Source organism: Methylobacterium sp. 275MFSha3.1 (assembly GCF_900108435.1).
GTDB lineage: Bacteria > Pseudomonadota > Alphaproteobacteria > Rhizobiales > Beijerinckiaceae > Methylobacterium.
Genome location: NZ_FNWP01000002.1, coordinates 171,303 through 188,855 on the forward strand (window position 1 = coordinate 171,303; position 17,553 = coordinate 188,855).

Genomic DNA, 17,553 nt, shown 5'->3' on the forward strand with positions numbered 1-17,553 from the left:
TCCGGGCCTCAGCGCTGCGACGCGGCGCCGTTCGTTGTCCAGGTCCCCGCCTCGTGGAACACGCCGAAGACGTCCGGCGCGAAGACGGGGTGCTCGATGTGGAAGCGGCCGCCGATCTTGGCGGCGAGGAGCCGCTCGAAGCCGCGCTGCCGGACCACCATCGAGACCGTGTAGGTGTCGGCGGTCAGGGTCAGCGGCGGCGTCAGCAGCTCCACCTCGCCCTCGCCCGCGAGGGCGGTCAGGCCGGTGCCGTCCGCCTGGGTGCTGAAATTGCAGCAGAGCAGCTCGTCGGACCGGGTGATCGAGAACAGGACGTGCGGGTCGGCGATCGGCTCGGCGGCGCTGTAGCGGGCCCGGATCCGCATCCGCTCGCCGTGGCGGAACAGCGTCCGCGGCGCGCCGGATTCGTCGGCGATCGTCACGTCGCTGATCCGGACCGGCAGGTCGCCGGTGTCGGGGCGGAACCACGCGGTGTCGGCGAGGTAGCTGTCCCGCTCGTAGTGGGTCAGGCCCTCGTCGGTGGGGCCGTCATAGGCGACGCGGCCGCCCTTGATGTAGATCACGCGCTCGCACATGGTCTTGATGCTGAACATGTTGTGCGAGACCAGCAGGATCGTCGAACCCTTGCCCTGGAGGCGCCGGGCGAAGTCCATGCACTTGCGCTGGAAGGTGTAGTCGCCCACCGCCAGCACCTCGTCGAGGAGCAGGATGTCGGGCTCGAGATGCGCGGCGACCGAGAAGGCCAGCCGGACATACATGCCGCTGGAGTAGCGCTTCACCGGCATGTCGATGAAGTCGCCGATCTCCGAGAAGGCGACGATCGCGTCGAACTTCGCGGCGATCTCCCGACGGTCCATCCCGAGGATCGAGCCGTAGAGGAAGATGTTCTCGCGGCCGGTCAGCTCCCGGTGGAAACCGGTGCCGACCTCGAGCAGGGCCCCGACCCGGCCCTCGAGGCGGATCCGGCCGGTGGTCGGCGCGGCGATCCGCGACAGGAGCTTGAGGAGCGTGCTCTTGCCGGCGCCGTTGAGGCCGATGATGCCGACATTCTCGCCGTGCCGGATGCCGAAGCTGACCTCCTTCAGCGCCCAGAAGCTCTCCTGGGACGGGCGCGCCGCCGCGCGGCGGGTCACCAGGCCGCGGACGCCCTCGCTGAGCGCGTCGCGCAGCGAGTTCTGGTGGGCGGCGCGGGGGGCGCGCCAGTACTGCTTGCCGATATCCTGAACGCTGATTGCCATCGACATCAGATTACATCCGCGAAGGAGCGCTCCATGCGCTGGAAGAAGATCAGTCCGCTGATGAGCAGGGCGAAGGCGGCCGTGACCGAGACGGCGACCGCGAAGGCGTGGGGCGGCGTGCCGCCCAGGATGGCGAACCGGAACGCCTCGATCAGGCCGACCATCGGGTTGAGCGCGTAGATCCAGCGCACCGAGGCGGGCACGATGCTCGACGCGTAGACGATCGGCGAGGCGTACATCCAGATCTGGATCACGAACGGCAGCGTGTGCTTGATGTCCCGGAAGCGGACGTTGATCGGCCCGAGCCAGAGACTCACGCCGAGGGCGAGCATCGCCGTCACGATCAGGGTCGGGACGGCCAGCACGAGGTGCCAGTCCGGCACCGCCCCGTACCAAGCCATAAGGGCCAGCAGCACGCCGAGCGCGATGGCGAAGTCGACCATCGGCGACACCACCGTCGCCAGCGGGATGACCAGCCGCGGGAAGTAGATCTTCCGGATCAGCTCGGCCTCCGCCACGAGGCCGTTGGCGCTGCGCCGCACCGCCTCGGAGAAGTACGTCCACAGGACGACCGCGCTGCCGGCGAAGAGTGCGTAGGGGGCGCCGTCGGTGGGGATCTTGGCGAAGTGGCCGAAGATCACCGTGAAGATCAGGACGGTGAAGAGCGGCTGCGCGATCGCCCAGGAGGCGCCCATGGCGGTCTGCCGGTAGAGCACCTTCAGGTCCCGCAGGATCAGGACGCGCAGCAGGTCGCGATACTGCCAGAGGCCGACCGCGTCGAAGGCGACGATCCGGTCGTCGGGCGCGATCTCGGTCACCCGCAGCGTCGACGGGTCGGTCCGCTGTTCGGTCGGCCCGCGTTCCGACGTGCCGAGGGCAAGCGCATCCAAAGATTTCATCATTCGAGGCGGTCCCGCATGACGCTCTGAGCCCGTGGTCGAGCTCGGGGACCCGGTGCGAATCGGAAGTCGTGCCGCCCGGTCGTCCCGCCGGAACGGGCTATCATCGCGGTGCGGCGGTCCGAATTACACCTTTCGTCGTATCGGTCCGGCCGACTGAAGTGGTGGTTGTGATCAACGACCGTAATCGTAGCCAATCACGACAAATGAGACCTCGGGGGCGCGCCGCACGCGGCGTCGGTCCCCGTCCGGGACGACCGGCCCTCATCGGCCGGCGACCGGGACCAGGTTTCGGGAGAACCGCCATGCAGGACCCCGTGAGCGCCGCCGGCGCTCCGCTCGTGACGATCGCCATGCCGGCCCTGAACGAGGCCGCGCACATCGCCGACGCCATCGCGTCGGTGCTGCCCGACCGGGACGCCATCGCCTGCGAGCTGCTGGTGCTGGACGGCGGCAGTCGCGACGACACCTGCGCGATCGTCGCCGCCCTGAGCGCCCGCGACCCCCGCATCCGGCTCGTCCACAACGAGCGCCGCATCCAGGCGGCGGCGATCAACCTCGCCGCGCGACTCGCGCATCCCGCCTCCGCCTACCTCGTCCGCGCCGATTGCCACGCCGTCTATCCGAAGGGATTCGTGCAGAACCTCGTCGGCACGATGCGCCTGCGCCAGGCCGTCTCGGTGGTCGTGCCGCTCCGGACCGTCGGGGTCACGCCGCTGCAGAGGGCGATCGCGGCGGCGCAGAACAGCCGCCTCGGCAACGGCGGCTCGGCCCACCGGCAGGGCGGCATCTCGGGCTACGTCGCCCACGGCCACCACGCGGCCTTCGACCGGCGCGAGTTCCTGCGGGTCGGCGGCTACGACGAGACCTTCACCCACAACGAGGATGCCGAACTCGACCGGCGGCTCTGCGCGGCGGGCGGGCGGATCTACCTCGCCGCCGAGCTCGCCATCACGTACTTCCCTCGCGCCTGCCTCCGCAGCCTCGCCCGGCAGTACCTCCACTACGGGCGCGGCTGCGCGCGGACTCTCGAGAAGCACGCCAGCCTGCCGCGCGCCCGCCAGATCCTGCCGGCCCTGGTCCTGCTCTACGCCGTCGCGGCCCTGCCGCTGGCGGCCCTGATGCCCGCCCTGCTGATCCCGCTGCTGCTCTATGCCGGGGGCTGTGTCCTGAGCGGCCTCGCCCTCGCGCTGAAGGCGCGGGAACCCGTCCTGGTCATGAGCGGCCCGGCGGCCGTGACCATGCACCTGTCCTGGGCGGCGGGGTTCCTGTCCTATCCGGGCTACCGGCGGACGCTGCTCCGGGCCGCCCTGCGAAGGAAGCGCCGCCTGCTCGGCCTCCCGCCGGGATCCGACGCGGCGCGCGTCAACTGACCGCCTGAGTCCCCGTCGGCCGCGCCTTTCCGGCCGCGTCCCGCCAGCCGCGCCCCGCCATGTGCGGAGCGCGGCCGGGGCATGTCAGAAGCCCGACGCTCTCTCGCATCCGTCGCCCATTGGCCCTTCGGGGCGGTGGTCTCGCGCGACCAAGGCGATTATCGACACGCGCAACGATCCGGCCGCGTCAGGGCCCGGAGACCGGCCGCGCGCCGCGCGCGGCAGCCCAGGAGAGTTGTGACCGTGCCCGACAGTACCCCGCGTCCCGTGATGCTCGTGATCCTCGACGGCTGGGGTCTGCGGGACGCGGTGGCCGACAACGCCGTCCACCAGGCCAGGACGCCGGTCTTCGACGGTCTGATGCGGGAGCGCCCCCGGTCGCAGCTGACGACCTTCGGCGCCGATGTCGGCCTGCCCAAGGGGCAGATGGGCAATTCCGAGGTCGGCCACCTCAACATCGGCGCGGGCCGCGTCGTCCTGCAGGACCTGCCGCGGATCGACGCGGCGGTCGCCGACGGCTCCCTCGCCCGGAACCCGGCCCTGGTCCGGTTCATCGAGGCGCTGCGCGCGTCGGGGGGGACCTGCCACCTCGTCGGCCTGCTCTCGCCCGGCGGCGTCCACGCGCACCAGGACCACGCCGTCGCGCTGGCGCGCGCGCTGACGACGGCCGGCATCCCGGTCCGGCTCCACGGCTTCACCGACGGGCGCGACATGCCGCCCCGCTCGGCCGCCACCTGCATCGCCGACGTCGCGGCCGCCCTCCCGAAGGGCGCCCGCATCGCGACGCTGTGCGGCCGCTACTTCGGCATGGACCGCGACCGGCGCTGGGAGCGGGTCCAGACGGCCTACGACGCCCTCACGGAGGCGCGCGGGACCCGGTTCGAGCGGGCCGGGCAGGCGGTCGCCGCGTCCTACGCGCAGGACGTGTCCGACGAGTTCATGCGGCCCGCGATCATCGGCGACTACGCCGGCATGCGGGACGGCGACGGCATCCTGAGCTTCAACTTCCGCGCCGACCGGACCCGGCAGATCCTGGAGGCGCTGCTCGACCCGGCCTTCGCGGGCTTCGAGCGCGCGCGCACGGTCCGGTTCGCCGCCGCCCTGGGGATCGTCCAGTACAGCGTCGAGATCGACGCCTTCGCCGAGACCCTGTTCGGGGCCCTCGACCTGCCCAACGGCCTCGGCGAGACCGTGGCCCGGGCCGGGCGCGCGCAGCTGCGCATGGCCGAGACCGAGAAGTACCCGCACGTCACCTACTTCATGAACGGCGGCCGCGAGGAGCCCTTCGCGGGGCAGGACGCGATCCTCGTGCCCTCGCCGAAGGTCGCGACCTACGACCTGCAGCCGGAGATGTCGGCGCCCGAACTCACCGACCGCGCCGTGGAGGCGATCGGCTCCGGGCGCTACGACCTCATCATCCTGAACTTCGCCAACCCCGACATGGTCGGCCACACCGGCAGCCTCGCGGCCGCCGTGAAGGCGGTGGAGACCGTCGACACCTGCCTCGGCCGCGTCGTCGAGGCGGTGACGGCCCAGGGCGGGGCGCTGCTGGTGACCGCCGACCACGGCAATTGCGAGATGATGCGCGATCCCGAGACCGGCGAGCCGCACACCGCCCACACCCTCAACCCGGTGCCCGCCGCGCTCGTCGGCGTCGACGGCGTGACCCTGGCCGACGGACGGCTGGCCGACGTGGCGCCGACGCTCCTCGACCTGATGGGACTGGACCAGCCGGCCGAGATGACCGGCACGTCGCTGATCCGCCCGCGGGGCGAGGGCTGAGGGCCGGGGCCGGCGGCACGCCGCCTGCAGAGCCCGGGCTGTCATGCGCGCCGTCCTTGCGTTACCTCCCGCCACGGGCCGGTCTGTCCCAGCGTGGTGCGAGGTCGTGGTGCGTCTGACCGGTTCTAGGACATGATCGCCCGGCACAGCCTGATCTATGTCGGCTCGCGGGGCTTCGCGGCCGCCCTGAACATGGCCTCCGTGGCGGTGTTCACGCGGCTCGCGCCGGTGGAGAGCTACGGCACCTACCTGTACGTCCTGTCCTGGGCGCTGGTGCTCTACGGGGCGACCTGCCAGTGGCCGAAATTCGCGTTCTTCGCCCTCTACGACGAGGCGCGCGAGCCCGCGCAGGTCGGCACCGTCGTGCGGATCCTGGGCGGCACGCTCCTCCTCGCCGGGCTCGGCAGCGCGCTCGCCGCCGCCCTCGGCCTGATGCCGGCACGGATGGCGGCCGCGATCCTGGCGCTGGCCTTCGGGACCACCCTGTTCGAGGGCTCCACCGAGATCGCCCGCACCCGCCTGCGGGCCGGGGCGGTGGCGGCCTCGGTGATGAGCCGCGCCGTCCTGATCCTGGCCCTCGGCAGCCTGGCGCTGCACCTCTCGCAGGATCCCCTGCACCTCGCCTTCGCGGTGGCGGCCGCCAACGCCCTGGCCTCCCTGCCGGCCGCGGCCACGATCGCCCCGATGATGCCCGGCCGCGGCAGCCGCGCGGAGGCGCTGCGGCTGTTCGCCTACGGCTGGCCGCTCGTCCTCTCCTTCGGGACTGCGGCGCTCGCCCAGAGCCTCGACCGGCTGATCATCGCCAAGACGGTGGGGCCGGCGGGGCTCGGCGCCTACGGCGCCCTGGCCGACTTCCTGAAGCAGAGCTTCATCGTGTTCGGCGAGGCGATCGCCCTGTCGCTGATCTCGATCGCCAAGCGCGAGGCGCGGGTGGGCGGGATGGCGGCGGCCTCCGGGGTGCTGCGCGACGCCGCACGGGCCATGACGCTGATCGCGGCCTTCGGGGCCGTGTTCTTCCTGTGCTTCGACGATCTGGTCGTGGCGGTGCTGCTCGGGCCCGACTACCGGGCCGAGGCGCGGGAGCTCGCCCCGGTGCTGATCCTGGCGAGCATCCTGATGATGTTCCGCGCCTACTATTTCGGGCAGGTGATCTACTTCGCCCGCTCCAGCGGCCTGGAGGCGGCCGCCGCGTTCGCGACCCTCGCCACCGTCGCCGCGCTGTCGCTCCTGCTGATCCCGCGCTTCGGCGCCGCCGGGGCGGCCCTCGCCTTCGCGGGCGGCCAGAGCGCGGCCTGCCTCGTGCTGGTGCTCGGCGCCCGCCGGACCGGCACGACGATGCCGCTGCCGCTCGCCGACATGGCCGGCATCGCCGGGATCGCGCTGGCCTGCGGCGCGGTGAATGCCGGCATCGCCCTGGTCCCCGGCGGCCTGTTGCCGCCGGGACAGGCCCTGCGCCTCGTCCTGCTCACCGCCGCCGCCGGGGTGACGGCGTGGCGCTACGACGTGCTCGGCTTCGCCGGTGCGATCCGTCACCGTCTCGCGGCCTGACGGTCCCGCGATGGCAGGCCCCGCGTCGGACACCCCATCGGACACGGCCGCGCTTCCCGGCGGGCTCGTGGCGGCGGTCCGGCCCCTCGACGGGGCGGCGCCCTGGGTCCCGGCCTGGCGGGCCCTGGGTCGGGCGAGCCTGGTGCGCAACCCGTTCTACGAGGCGGGCTACGCCCTGGCGGCCCGCGACGCCTTCGGGGCGGGCGTCCGGCTCCTCCTCGTCGCCGACCGGCCCCCCGAGGCGCCCGGGGCCCGGCTCCTCGCCGCCTGGCCGTTCCGGCCGTCGCGCCGCCGCTGGGGCGTGCCGCTGCCGCTGCTCGTGGGCTGGACCCACGGCTACGCCCCGTTCGGGGCGCCGCTCCTCGACGGCGCCGCCCCGGAGGCCGCCCTGGCGGGGCTGCTCGCCGCGCCGGGCGCCCTCGGCCTGCCGCCGCGCCTCCTCCTGCCGAACGCTCCAACCGACGGCCCCCTGCCTGAACTCCTGACGGCGTGTGGCGGGCGCCGCGCCGCGTACTGGCCGCACGACCGCGGCCTGCTCGACCTGACCGGCCGCGGGCCGGAGGCGCGGGCCTCCTATCTCGGGCACCTCTCCGGGCAGCGCCGCCGCAAGCTCCGCCGCGCCCGCGCGCGCCTCGAGGCGGCGGGGCCCGTGACCTTCGAGATCCTCGCCGCGCCCGAATCCCTCGGCCCCGCCCTCGACGCCCACGTCGCCCTGGAGGCCGCCGGCTGGAAGGGTCAGGCCGGCACGAGCCTGGTGCAGCGGCCGGCGGAGATCGCCTTCCTGCGCGCCGCCCTGGCCGATCTCAGTGCCGATCTCAGTGCCGATCTCGGGGCCGATCGCGGGGCCGCGGACGGCGTGCGGATCGCGCGCCTGCGTCGGGGCGACCGGCTCCTGGCCTCCCTGATCCTGCCGGTCACCGGCCGCGAGGCCTGGGTGCTGAAGATCGCCAACGACGAGACGCGGCCGGAGACCGCGCCGGGGGTCCAGCTCGTCCACCGGCTGACCGAGGCGGTGGCCGGGGGCGACTGGCCGATCGACCGGATCGATTCCTGCGCGCCGCCGGACTTCGCCCTCGGCACCACCTTCTGGACCGCGCGCCGGCCGATCGCCCATCTGCTGGTGGAGGCGGGCCGCGATCCGCTGTTCCCGGTGGCCCGGACCCTGGAGCGGGCCCGGGAGCGCGTTGCCCGGGCGCGTCTCACCATCCGAAGCGGGCGATCTGCTCCAGCCGCGCCCGCGTCGCCGCCGCGTCGCGGCCCGTGACGGCGATCCGCCCGGACAGGTCGTAGCAGGTCGCGCAGAACGGCAGCTGCAGCAGCGTGTACCCGTCGTCCCGCGCCCGGGCGACGGAGGCGATGAGGCAGGGCAGGACCGGCTCGTCGGGCGGCCCGGCGAGGCAGTCGGCCCGGGGGCTGCCGAAGGCCGGGCGGTTCGGCCAGGTCAGCAGAAGCGTGGTCCCGCCCCGGCGGTCCGGGGCTGGCGGCAGGGTGTAGCTGCGCAGGAACAGCGCGCCGGCCGCGAGGACGAGGACCGGCAGGATCAGGGCTGTGCGCATCGGCGGTGTCCTCGCGCCTCAATCCCCCGCGTCGAAGCGCGTCCGATAGAACACCTCGCGGCCGGCGCCGTCGATCACCCGGACCGCCTCGGCCGGCTCGCCCGAGCGCTGCGGCACCCGGGCGCGGGCGAACAGCCGCAGGGCCCGCTCCTGCGCGCTCTCCAGGCTGCCGACCCGCACGGAGATCCGCGTCTGGATCTCGTCCGGCTCCGGTCCGAGGACTTCGATGTGGAAGGTCTCGCGCACGGGTATCCGCCTGATCGAGGGATCTTCAGCGCCGGATATCGGGATCCGGCTGCCGGCCGCCATAGCATGTTCCGGCCGGGTATCCGGTCCGGCGCCGCGCGGCGAGCCCGGGACGACGCGCCGCGGGCTCGATCTCGGCACGAAGTCCAATTGCCCCGCGGCCCGCCTCGGCACTAAGAGGGCCGTTCCGCCCGAGGAGACATCACCGGAGGAACCCCGTGGACCCGCTCAAGGCCGCCGCCGCGACGCTTCTCTGCCTCGCCCTGTTCTGGCTGGCCTTCCGGCTGACCCGGCGCCTGGTCGATCTCGCCATCGCGGGGGGCTACGCCGAGGAGCGCCGACGGCTCGCCGAGGAGGAGGCCGCTCAGGCCGAGGCGGGCGCCGTCCCGCAGGCCTCGGCCATCCGGGCCACCTCCGCGAGCTTGGCCTCGAACAGGGACCAGTCATCCGCCGCGGCGATCGGCGCCCACAACGCCTCCACCTCGTCGATCAGGAGCGTGCAGGGCGCCTCCGCGAAGTAGGGATGGTCGAGCCGCGCGCCCGGGGCGGGCGCGAGCGGCTTCAGCGCGGCCCGCACCGGCGCGAAGGCCTCGTGTGCGTAGTGGCCGGCGGACGGCCCGGCCTGCGCGCGGGTCGCGTTCGCGAGGCCGCCGTACCAGTCGAAGAAGAACCGCTCGAAGGGCGCCCGCGTCTCCGCGAGGAACCGCCAGACCGCCGAGACCAGCCGGTCGGTCTCCGGCCGCGGCGCCGGGGCGAGGCCGAGCCGGCGGAACAGGGCCTCGGCGAACGCCTCCTGCAGGGCCGGCCCGAATCCGGAGAGCGCCGCTTCCAAGCGCGCCTGGGGGGCCAGCACCAGCAGGCAGTCGGCGAGCCGGGCGAGGTTCCAGAACAGGGCCTCCGGCTGGCGGCCGAAGCTGTAGAGCCCGGTCTCATCGAAGTAGGCGGCCGTGAAGTCCGGATCGTAATGCGGCAGGAAGCGCCAGGGCCCGTAATCGAAGCTCTCGCCGGTGACGTTGATGTTGTCGCTGTTGAGGACCCCGTGGACGAAGCCGGCCGCCGCCCACTGCGCGCCCATCCGGGCGACCCGGGCGACAACGTCCTCCAGGAAGGCGACGGCGCGATCCTCAACGCCGTCGCGCCAGAGCTCCGGCCGGTGGGTCGCGATCGTGTGGTCGAGGAGCCGGGCGATGTTGTCCGGCTCGCCGAGCGCCAGGAAGCGCTGGAAGCTGCCGATGCGGATGTGGCCGTGGGACAGGCGCACCAGCACCGAGGCGCGTGCCGGCGAGGGCTCGTCGCCGCGCACGAGGTCCTCGCCGGTCTCGATCAGGCTGAAGCTCTTCGAGGTGTAGACGCCCTGCGCCTCCAGGAGGGCGGTGGCCAGCACCTCGCGCACGCCGCCCTTGAGGGTGAGCCGCCCGTCGGCGCTGCGCGACCAGGGCGTCGTGCCGCTGCCCTTGGTGCCGAGGTCGAGGAGGCGCCCGTCCAGGCGGTCGTGCAGCTGCGCGAACAGGAAGCCGCGCCCGTCGCCGAGGTCCGGATTGTAGGCGCGGAACTGATGGCCGTGGTAGCGCAGGGCCAGCGGCGTCTCGAAGCTGCCCGGCAGGGGCTCGAACCGGCCGAAATGGGCGATCCACGCCGCCTCGGACAGGCCGCCCAAACCGACCCGCTTCGCCCAAGTCTGGTTGCGGTAGCGCAGGATCGTCCGCGGGAACCGGGCCGGCGTCACCGGATCGAAGAAGGCGGGGCCCAGATCGGCGTGGCGCCGGGAGGGCGTGAAGGCGGTGTCGTCCATGCGGCGGCGCGTCTCGCGGGGTGAGGATGAGTCCCGTTGTACCAAGCGAGCCGGACGCGATCCGTTGCCGATCCCGTCCTCGCGAGCGCGGCGAAGCAACCCAGTGCAGCGGGACATCGGCCGAGCGTGGCGCCGCCTGGATCGCTTCGCTCCGCTCGCGAAGACGGCGGCCGACCCGAGAGGCGTCACGATCCTAGAGATCTGGTCGGGCCGTCCCGGACACCTGCCGCAGGGCCTCGCCGGCGATCATCGCGGCCGCGACCGCGACGTTGAGCGAGCGCAGGCCCGCCCGGATCGGCACCACGATCCGGGCGTCGGCGGCCGCGTGCACCGCCTCGGGCACGCCGGCGGATTCGCGCCCGACCATCAGGCAATCGTCCGGGCGGAAGGCGAAGTCCGTGTAGGGCACGGCGCCCGCCGTGGTGGCGAGGACGAGCCGGATCCCGGCCTCGGCCCGCCGCGCCGCGAAGGCCGCGAAGGAGCGGTGCCGGGTGATCGCCACGTGGTCGAGGTAGTCCAGGCCCGAGCGGCGCAGGTGGCGGTCCGAGACGTCGAAGCCCGCGGGCTCCACGATCTCCACCGCCAGCCCGAGGCAGGCGGCCATGCGCAGCATCGTGCCGGTGTTCTGCGGGATATCGGGCTGGTAGAGGGCGAGGCGGAGCATGGCGCCGGCCTTGTGCGGGGCGGAAGGCCCCGCCGTCAAAGGCCCCCGGCGCCGACGCGCAGCCGGCAAACCGCCGGGCCGGCCCCCGCCGGGGCCGAGACCGCGCGGAACGCAAGCCCCGCCAGAACCTTGAGGCGGCGCGACCCCCCTGTGCGGCCCCCGTCTGAAAGACCTGCTCCGATGCGCACCCCGCTCCTCGCCTCGGCCCTCCTGCTGGCCGGCCTCGCCACCGCCTCGGCGCAGACCGACGGCGCCAGATCGGACGGCGCCAAGCCGGACGGCGGCGCCGCCGCGACCCCGGTCCCCGGCCAGCCCGCCACCATGGCCGACAGCCTGCGCCCGACCTTCGTGGCCCAGGCCCCCGACGACATGGTCGCCAGCAAGCTGATCGGCTCCAGCGTCGTCAACGGCGCCAACGAGACGATCGGGCAGATCGCCGACTTCGTCCTCGACCAGAAGGGGGCCGTGAAGGCCTGGATCATCGGGGTCGGCGGCTTCCTGGGGATCGGCTCGAAATACGTCGCGGTCGACCCGTCCGTGCTCAAGCTCGACCGCACCGACGGCAAGACCCTCCAGGCGCGGATCGACACGACCAAGGACCAGCTCCGGGCGGCGCCGGAATACGTCTATCTCGGCAAGGAGCCGCCGAAGGGCGCCGCCCCGGCGAGCCCCGCGGGGGAGCCGGCCTCGAAGCCGTAGCGGTCGCGCCGGCGCGGCGCCGATCGGTCGGCCGGCGGCACCGCGCCGGCTTGCCTCCGCGCGCCGTTGTGTGCTGTGCCGGCCTCCCCGGAGGTCGGAACCCGTCCCATGCGCCGCGCCCTCGTCCCGCTCCTCGCCTTCTGCCTCGGCCTCATCGGCCTGACCGGGGCGGCGGTGTTCGCGTTCCTGCCCGACAAGGCACCGGTGGGCGTGCCGAGCGTCGGCGGCCCGTTCACGCTGGTGAACCAGGACGGGCGCACCGTCACCGAGCGCGACTTCGCCGGCGCGACGCACCTCGTGTTCTTCGGCTTCACCCACTGCCCGGACGTCTGCCCGACCACCCTGCAGCAGATCTCCGACGTGCTCGCTGCCCTGGGGTCGAAGGGCAAGACGATGCGGGTCGCCTTCGTCACGGTGGATCCCGAGCGGGACGATCCGGCGAGCCTCAAGACCTACCTGTCGAGCTTCGACCCGCGCATCACCGGCCTCACCGGCACGCCCGAGCAGGTCACCGCCACCGAGAAGGCGTACCGGGCCTATGCCCGCAAGGTGCCCGCCAAGGACGGCGACTACACGATGGAGCACACCGCCCTGGTGTACATCATGGACGCGCAGAACCGCTTCCTCGGCGCCCTCGACCTGACCCGGCCGGCCGACGAGGTCGCCGCGCAGCTCGCCAAGAAGATCTGACCGCCGGCCGGTCCGGCCGCACGCCCGTCAGAGCGTCATCCCGGCGTGGAAGCGGTCGGGGGAGAGCGGCAGCAGGAACTGCACGCCGAAGCCGCCCTCGAAGTAGCGCACCAGCCGGCCCGGCGTGCTGCCCACCGTGACGGCGGCGCCGAGGGGCAGCGGCACCGGGCAGGAGATCGCCACGCCCGACATCGAGATGTCGATGAGGCGCGCCCGGATCTCCCGGCCGCCCTCGACGCGCAGGACCACCGCCGTGTTGGTCGGCACGAGGCGCTCGTGCGAGCGTCCCTCCGGCAGCCCCAGCATCTCCCGGTTCGCCAGCCAGGTGAGCTGGGAGGCGAGCTTGTCCCGCTTGCGCGACGTGGCGTTGAGCTGGACCGCGAACCCGTCCGGGCAGGTGCGCGCGACGACGCCCTCGATGCGGCCGATATGCTCCAGGTAGAGCACCACGCGCTCGCCGACCGCGCCCTTGACCGCGCAGGTCAGCCGCACGCCGCCCGGCGACATGTCCACGGTCTGGCAGGGATATTCCCGGCGATCGGCCAGCATGTAGCGGCCGAGCACGGCGACCCGCACGCGCTGGTGGCGGCGCTGGTCGGCGGCACCGCGCGCCGGCTCGGCGGCGAGGCCGCGCAGATCAGTTCCAGCGGTGGCCTCGACCGCGATCATTCCGAGATTGGTCCTGCGCCGGAGAATGGCCGGTGCAGACTAGGCACGGACAGTTACGAAACCCTTTTTTCCTGCTTCGGGATCGATCGGCCTTGTAGAAACATCCATTGTCGAGCCCTGCCGCGTCGTGCGCGATCGACTTGTGCGCCGAAGTTTTCCTCGGGTGCACGCGCCGATTCGATCGAACTGGCCGTCCCGAACCGGGCGTAACCTTGGACGAATACGGTTCTCAGGCGCGCCCGCCGGCGTGGACGAGGAGGTGGCCGTGGCGCACCGGCCCGGGGTAGCCCGCGCTCGTGCGCACGGCGGTGCGGGCGGGCGGGACCGGCTCGGTCCTGCGGCTGGGCAGGATGCGCAGGGAGGTGGTCTCCGCCTCCACCAGCGGGCGCAGGCCGAGCCAGTGCGGCGCGCCGTCGAGGCTGAGGGTGCCGAGGGCGCGGACCTGCGTCCGGCCGCGGTGGCGCAGGGGCAGGAGCAGGAGTTCGAGATCCGCCGCCTCGCCGGCCGCGTTGGTACCGCGCAGGCCCGCGACGACGCCCAGCGTGTCGCTGGCCACGATCTCGACGATCCGCCAGGGATCCGTCGCCCGGGAGCCCCACAGCTTGGCGAAGGGCTCGCCCTTCAGCTCGCGGCCGTACAGGGCGCAGACCCGCGTCCCCGCGAGCCGGATGCTCGCGGAGCGGCTCGGCATGTCGAGTTCCAGGATCAGGCTGTCGGCGAGGAGGTGCCGGATCTCGCCCGGCTCGATCTCGGCGCGTTCCGGCGCGGCCCGTTCTCCGCGCAGGCGCTCCCAGTAGGCGTGGAGCATGCGGCTGGTGGGATGCTTCATCGGTGTCCCGATTCTCAACGCCTGTGGTTCATCCCCGGATCATTCTGGCACATCCGCGGGGGTGTGACCGGCCGATCCGGGCGTTCACCGCGTCCGGGCGCACGGGCCGTGCCGGCTCCCGCACCCGCGCGCCGCCGGTCCCGCCGGCGCCGCGCGGGGCGGGGGGTAGCGCGTCGTGGCTGGCGACACAATCGTCGCACCCCGCCGGGCGCGCCGCGGCCGTCCGGGACGGATCCGGACTGAAGACGGGGCGGTGCGCGATACGGACCGCGATCCGACCGGTATTTGCGAGCTTCAATACGTCGCCGGGGCTTGCCCGATCGCGCCGCGCCCCGACATGGTGCGCCGATGGACGCCTCCCCCGATTTCCCGCGGCAGAGCCGCGTGCCCGTGTTCAACATGCCGGGCATCGTCACCGCGTCGATCGGGCTGCTCCTGGCGATCCAGGCGGTGCGCGAGTTCCTGCTGCCGGACACCTGGGACATCCGCCTCGTCCTCGACCTCGCGCTGGTCCCGGCGCGCTGGACCCTCTGGTTCGATCCCGGCCGGGCCTCCGAGGTGATCCGCGCCGCCGCCGATCCGGGCGATCCCGGCCTGGAGGCGGCCCGCGAGGCCTTCGCCCGCTACATCGTGGGCGAGCACGCGCTCCAGCCCTGGACGCTCGTCACCTACGGGCTGCTGCACGGCTCGTGGATGCACGTGATCTTCAACAGCGTCTGGCTCGCGGCCTTCGGCGCCCCGGTGGCGCGCCGCTGCGGCGCCCTGCGCTGGTGCGTGCTCGCGCTGGCCGGCACGGCGGCCGGCGGACTTCTCCACATCCTGATCGATCCGCTCAGCGCGGGGCCGCTGGTCGGCGCCTCGGCGGGGATCTCGGCCCTGATGGCCGCCGCCGCGCGCTTCGTGTTCCAGCCGCCGGTCTCGGGCTACGGCGCGCCGGCCTGGCAGGTGCCGCCGCCCCGTCCCGCCGAGACGATCCCGGAGCTGCTGCGCAACCGGACCGCGGTGTCGTTCCTGGTGATCTGGCTGCTGACCAACCTGCTCTTCGGCCTCGTCAGCGTGCCGCTCGTGGGCGAGAACGCCGCCATCGCCTGGGACGCCCATCTCGGCGGCTTCATCGCGGGCTTCTTCCTGTTCCCCCTGGTGGATCCCCGGGAGCCGCGCCGGCTCTGAGCCGCCGCCATCGGCGCGCGGCACCTTGCCATCCGGCCGGATCGATCACACACTCGCCACAATGTGAACGAGCCGGGCCAACCCGGCCGAGAACGCCATCAGGGCGCCGCGGGCTGACGGCGCACCGGCCGCGTCACACAGGGAGAGAGCCATGACCGTCGCACGCATCCTCGCCGAGAAGGGCAGCTCCGTCGTCACCGTGAGCCCCGACAAGACCCTCGATGAGGTGATCCAGATCCTCGCCGACAAGCGGATCGGCGCCCTCGTGGTCGCCCAGGCCGACGGGACGGTGGCGGGCATCATCTCCGAGCGGGACATCATGCGGGCGCTCGCCCGGCACGGGGGCTCGGCCTTCGACGCGCCGGTCTCGGCCCACATGACCACCGCGGTCACCACCTGCGGCCGGACCACCACGATCGAGGAGGTCATGACCCTCATGACCGACGGGCGCTTCCGCCACGTGCCGGTCTGCGAGGACGGGCGGCTGATCGGCCTGGTCTCGATCGGCGACGTGGTGGCGCGCAAGATCGCCACCGTCGAGGCCGAGCACCAGGCCCTGCGCGACTACATCACGATGGCGTAGGGGCGCCGGCACCGCGCGTTTCTCTCGCCCTCCGCCCCCGGGACGCGCCGGTTCAGGGCAGGCCGCCGGGGCGCGACGCGCTCCCTCTCCCGTGCGGGAGAGGGGACCCGCGCCCCTTCGTCGACGGGCGAGCAGGCCGACATCGCGAGCCCGTACCGCCCGCGGTCCGCCTCACGCCTTCACGGGATCGAGCGTGACGTGCCAGAGGTCGGTGTCGGCCGCGTCCTTGAGGGTCACCGTCATCTGCTCGGTGGCGCCGTCCACCGCCACGTGGCCGAAGAACTGGTAGCCGGCGGCCGGCGACAGGTTCACCTGGCCCTTGTCGGGCGCCTTCACGTAGCGCAGTTGCGGCCCGAACGTGTTGTCCAGCGCGTTCGGCCCGAAGGTGCCGGCGTGGAGCGGCCCGGAGACGAACTCCCAGAACGGCTCGAAATCCTGGAACTGCGCCTTGTCGGGGTCGTAGTAGTGGGCGGCCGTGTAGTGCACGTCGGCCGTGAGCCAGACCGTGTTGCGGATCCCCGCGCTCTTGATGAAGCGCAGCAGGTCGGCGATCTCCAGCTCGCGCCCCAGCGGCGGCCCGTCGCCCTGCGCCACCGCCTCCGAGCCGAAATTGCGGTCGGTGTCGTAGGTCACCACGAGGCCGAGCGGCATGTCGGCGGCGATCACCTTCCAGGTCGCGCGGGACTCGAGCAGCGCCCGCTTCAGCCACGCGATCTGCTGCGGCCCGAGGAAGTAGGATTCGGGCCCGTACGCCGTCTGCCGGTTCTCGCCGTTCGGGCCCCGGTAGGAGCGCATGTCGAGCATGAACACGTCGACCAGCGGGCCGTAGCCGATCTTGCGGTAGACCCGGCCGGGCTCCGACGGCTCGAAGCGCATCGGCATGTACTCGTGGAAGGCCTTTGCCGCCCGCAGCTGCAGGGCCAGCACGTTCGGGTCGGCGTACTTCTTCTTCAGGTGCTCGGCCCGGGTCAGCGGCTCGCCCGGCCACCAGTTGTTGGTGACCTCGTGGTCATCCCACTGGGCCAGGATCGGCACGGCGGCGTTCATCGCCAGCACGTTCCGGTCGGTGAGGTTGTACTTGTGCCGGCCCCGGAACTCCGCGAGCGTCTCGGCCGGCTTGGCCACCTCCTCGGTCACCCGGTTGCGCCACAGGCTGCCGTCGGGGAGCTTCACCTCGGACTGGATCGGCCCGTCGGCGTAGATCGTGTCGCCGGAATGGATGAAGAAGTCCGGCCGGTTCTTCAGGATGGCGGAATAGATCGTCATGCCGCCGCGGGCCTCGTCGATGCCCCAGCCCTGGCCCGCCGTGTCGCCCGACCAGCAGAACGACACCGAGCGCCGGTCCGCCGGCGCGGTCCGGAACCGCCCGACCTGGGCCGGCCCGACGATGGTCGGCGCGGCGACGTCCTCCAGGCGGACCCGGTAGAACACGTCCTGGCCGGCCGGCAGCCCGGTCAGCGCCACCTTCACGGTGCCGTCGGTCTCCGGCAGGGCGTCGGCGAAGACGCCGCCGCGGATGTCGGCGAAGCTCTCGGTGGTCGCCCACTCGACGATCGCCCGGGCCGGCCGGTCGGACCGGGCCCAGACCACCGCCGAGTCGGTGCCGACGTCGCCCGACTGGAGGCCGTGGGTCAGGAGCGGCCGGTCGGCGGCGCGGCTCAGGCCGGGCCGTCCGAGGCCCGTGGCCAGCCCGACGAGGCCGGCGCCTCCGGACAGCAGGATCTGACGGCGACTCGTATACATTGGAGGTCCTCCAGCATGCAGGGCGCCCATCGCAGGCGGCCACGACAGCCGGATGACGGCCTCCTCCGGAGG

The 17,553-nt window shown here is 73.1% G+C and carries 17 protein-coding genes; 8 read left to right on the forward strand and 9 right to left on the reverse strand.

Annotation, left to right across the window (positions count from 1 at the left end):
• Positions 1-8 precede the first annotated feature (8 nt).
• Positions 9-1,244 (reverse strand): ABC transporter ATP-binding protein, encoded by a 1,236-nt coding sequence (locus BLW78_RS00775; RefSeq protein ID WP_091675731.1) that lies wholly within the window; start codon positions 1,242-1,244, stop codon positions 9-11.
• On the reverse strand, positions 1,244-2,137 hold the full coding sequence (locus tag BLW78_RS00780) for an ABC transporter permease (RefSeq protein ID WP_244526740.1): 894 nt from the start codon (positions 2,135-2,137) through the stop codon (positions 1,244-1,246). Before BLW78_RS00780 ends, BLW78_RS00775 begins: the two co-directional genes overlap by 1 nt.
• Positions 2,138-2,442: 305 nt before the next feature.
• Here BLW78_RS00780 and BLW78_RS00785 point away from each other — a divergent pair, with 305 nt between their 5' ends.
• The 4 genes from BLW78_RS00785 to BLW78_RS00800 all read left to right on the forward strand — a co-directional run bounded on the left by BLW78_RS00785 (position 2,443) and on the right by BLW78_RS00800 (position 8,104).
• The gene (locus BLW78_RS00785; protein WP_020091179.1) at positions 2,443-3,510 is read left to right on the forward strand and encodes a glycosyltransferase family 2 protein; all 1,068 of its coding nucleotides are present in this window, start codon (positions 2,443-2,445) and stop codon (positions 3,508-3,510) included.
• Between the two features lie 270 nt (positions 3,511-3,780).
• Entirely contained in the window at positions 3,781-5,292 is a 1,512-nt protein-coding gene (gpmI, locus tag BLW78_RS00790) for a 2,3-bisphosphoglycerate-independent phosphoglycerate mutase (RefSeq protein WP_091675737.1), read from the forward strand.
• Between the two features lie 132 nt (positions 5,293-5,424).
• Positions 5,425-6,840 carry a lipopolysaccharide biosynthesis protein gene (locus BLW78_RS00795; protein WP_091675739.1) on the forward strand — a complete coding sequence of 472 codons (1,416 nt, stop codon included), beginning with the start codon at positions 5,425-5,427 and terminating at the stop codon, positions 6,838-6,840.
• Positions 6,841-6,850: 10 nt separating this feature from the next.
• A complete protein-coding gene (locus BLW78_RS00800) occupies positions 6,851-8,104 on the forward strand; it encodes a GNAT family N-acetyltransferase (RefSeq protein WP_091675741.1) in 1,254 nt (417 codons plus the stop codon).
• Here BLW78_RS00800 and BLW78_RS00805 read toward each other — a convergent pair.
• The 4 genes from BLW78_RS00805 to BLW78_RS00820 all read right to left on the reverse strand — a co-directional run bounded on the left by BLW78_RS00805 (position 8,040) and on the right by BLW78_RS00820 (position 11,098).
• Positions 8,040-8,396 (reverse strand): hypothetical protein, encoded by a 357-nt coding sequence (locus BLW78_RS00805; protein ID WP_056526493.1) that lies wholly within the window; start codon positions 8,394-8,396, stop codon positions 8,040-8,042. The two genes, BLW78_RS00800 and BLW78_RS00805, sit on opposite strands and share 65 nt — an antisense overlap.
• 18 nt (positions 8,397-8,414) lie before the next feature.
• Entirely contained in the window at positions 8,415-8,642 is a 228-nt protein-coding gene (locus BLW78_RS00810) for a hypothetical protein (protein ID WP_020091174.1), read from the reverse strand.
• A gap of 364 nt (positions 8,643-9,006) precedes the next feature.
• A complete protein-coding gene (locus tag BLW78_RS00815) occupies positions 9,007-10,434 on the reverse strand; it encodes a protein adenylyltransferase SelO (RefSeq protein WP_091675744.1) in 1,428 nt (475 codons plus the stop codon).
• Positions 10,435-10,627: 193 nt separating this feature from the next.
• Positions 10,628-11,098: a tRNA (cytidine(34)-2'-O)-methyltransferase gene (locus BLW78_RS00820; protein WP_091675746.1), complete on the reverse strand. Its 471-nt coding sequence runs from the start codon at positions 11,096-11,098 to the stop codon at positions 10,628-10,630.
• Between the two features lie 180 nt (positions 11,099-11,278).
• On the opposite strand from BLW78_RS00820, the gene BLW78_RS00825 reads away from it, so the two are divergent.
• Both BLW78_RS00825 and BLW78_RS00830 read left to right on the forward strand, forming a co-directional pair.
• Positions 11,279-11,797 (forward strand): PRC-barrel domain-containing protein, encoded by a 519-nt coding sequence (locus BLW78_RS00825; protein ID WP_020091171.1) that lies wholly within the window; start codon positions 11,279-11,281, stop codon positions 11,795-11,797.
• A 108-nt stretch (positions 11,798-11,905) separates the two neighbouring features.
• Positions 11,906-12,487, forward strand: a complete 582-nt coding sequence (locus BLW78_RS00830) for an SCO family protein (protein WP_020091170.1) — start codon at positions 11,906-11,908, stop codon at positions 12,485-12,487.
• Positions 12,488-12,514: 27 nt separating this feature from the next.
• Here BLW78_RS00830 and BLW78_RS00835 read toward each other — a convergent pair whose 3' ends face one another.
• Together BLW78_RS00835 and BLW78_RS00840 are read right to left on the reverse strand one after the other, a co-directional pair.
• Entirely contained in the window at positions 12,515-13,156 is a 642-nt protein-coding gene (locus BLW78_RS00835) for a PilZ domain-containing protein (protein WP_020091169.1), read from the reverse strand.
• A gap of 229 nt (positions 13,157-13,385) precedes the next feature.
• Complete coding sequence (locus BLW78_RS00840) at positions 13,386-13,985, reverse strand: PAS domain-containing protein (RefSeq protein WP_020091168.1); 600 nt, start codon at positions 13,983-13,985, stop codon at positions 13,386-13,388.
• 348 nt (positions 13,986-14,333) lie between these two features.
• On the opposite strand from BLW78_RS00840, the gene BLW78_RS00845 reads away from it, so the two are divergent.
• A complete protein-coding gene (locus tag BLW78_RS00845; protein ID WP_091675749.1) occupies positions 14,334-15,155 on the forward strand; it encodes a rhomboid family intramembrane serine protease in 822 nt (273 codons plus the stop codon).
• A 151-nt stretch (positions 15,156-15,306) separates the two neighbouring features.
• Entirely contained in the window at positions 15,307-15,738 is a 432-nt protein-coding gene (locus tag BLW78_RS00850) for a CBS domain-containing protein (RefSeq protein ID WP_091675751.1), read from the forward strand.
• 171 nt (positions 15,739-15,909) lie between these two features.
• Here the strand turns inward: BLW78_RS00850 and BLW78_RS00855 are convergent, their stop codons facing one another.
• Positions 15,910-17,481 (reverse strand): alkaline phosphatase D family protein, encoded by a 1,572-nt coding sequence (locus BLW78_RS00855; RefSeq protein ID WP_091675754.1) that lies wholly within the window; start codon positions 17,479-17,481, stop codon positions 15,910-15,912.
• Positions 17,482-17,553: the final 72 nt, after the last annotated feature.

Bases quoted from the DNA above. Each gene is read 5' to 3' on its own strand.
- BLW78_RS00775 (WP_091675731.1), bottom strand. From the start codon at position 1,244: ATGTCGATGGCAATCAGCGTTCAGGATATCGGCAAGCAGTACTGGCGC.
- BLW78_RS00780 (WP_244526740.1), bottom strand. From the start codon at position 2,137: ATGAAATCTTTGGATGCGCTTGCCCTCGGCACGTCGGAACGCGGGCCG.
- BLW78_RS00785 (WP_020091179.1), top strand. From the start codon at position 2,443: ATGCAGGACCCCGTGAGCGCCGCCGGCGCTCCGCTCGTGACGATCGCC.
- gpmI (WP_091675737.1), top strand. From the start codon at position 3,781: ATGCTCGTGATCCTCGACGGCTGGGGTCTGCGGGACGCGGTGGCCGAC.
- BLW78_RS00795 (WP_091675739.1), top strand. From the start codon at position 5,425: ATGATCGCCCGGCACAGCCTGATCTATGTCGGCTCGCGGGGCTTCGCG.
- BLW78_RS00800 (WP_091675741.1), top strand. From the start codon at position 6,851: ATGGCAGGCCCCGCGTCGGACACCCCATCGGACACGGCCGCGCTTCCC.
- BLW78_RS00805 (WP_056526493.1), bottom strand. From the start codon at position 8,396: ATGCGCACAGCCCTGATCCTGCCGGTCCTCGTCCTCGCGGCCGGCGCG.
- BLW78_RS00815 (WP_091675744.1), bottom strand. From the start codon at position 10,434: ATGGACGACACCGCCTTCACGCCCTCCCGGCGCCACGCCGATCTGGGC.
- BLW78_RS00820 (WP_091675746.1), bottom strand. From the start codon at position 11,098: ATGCTCCGCCTCGCCCTCTACCAGCCCGATATCCCGCAGAACACCGGC.
- BLW78_RS00825 (WP_020091171.1), top strand. From the start codon at position 11,279: ATGCGCACCCCGCTCCTCGCCTCGGCCCTCCTGCTGGCCGGCCTCGCC.
- BLW78_RS00830 (WP_020091170.1), top strand. From the start codon at position 11,906: ATGCGCCGCGCCCTCGTCCCGCTCCTCGCCTTCTGCCTCGGCCTCATC.
- BLW78_RS00835 (WP_020091169.1), bottom strand. From the start codon at position 13,156: ATGATCGCGGTCGAGGCCACCGCTGGAACTGATCTGCGCGGCCTCGCC.
- BLW78_RS00840 (WP_020091168.1), bottom strand. From the start codon at position 13,985: ATGAAGCATCCCACCAGCCGCATGCTCCACGCCTACTGGGAGCGCCTG.
- BLW78_RS00845 (WP_091675749.1), top strand. From the start codon at position 14,334: ATGGACGCCTCCCCCGATTTCCCGCGGCAGAGCCGCGTGCCCGTGTTC.
- BLW78_RS00850 (WP_091675751.1), top strand. From the start codon at position 15,307: ATGACCGTCGCACGCATCCTCGCCGAGAAGGGCAGCTCCGTCGTCACC.
- BLW78_RS00855 (WP_091675754.1), bottom strand. From the start codon at position 17,481: ATGTATACGAGTCGCCGTCAGATCCTGCTGTCCGGAGGCGCCGGCCTC.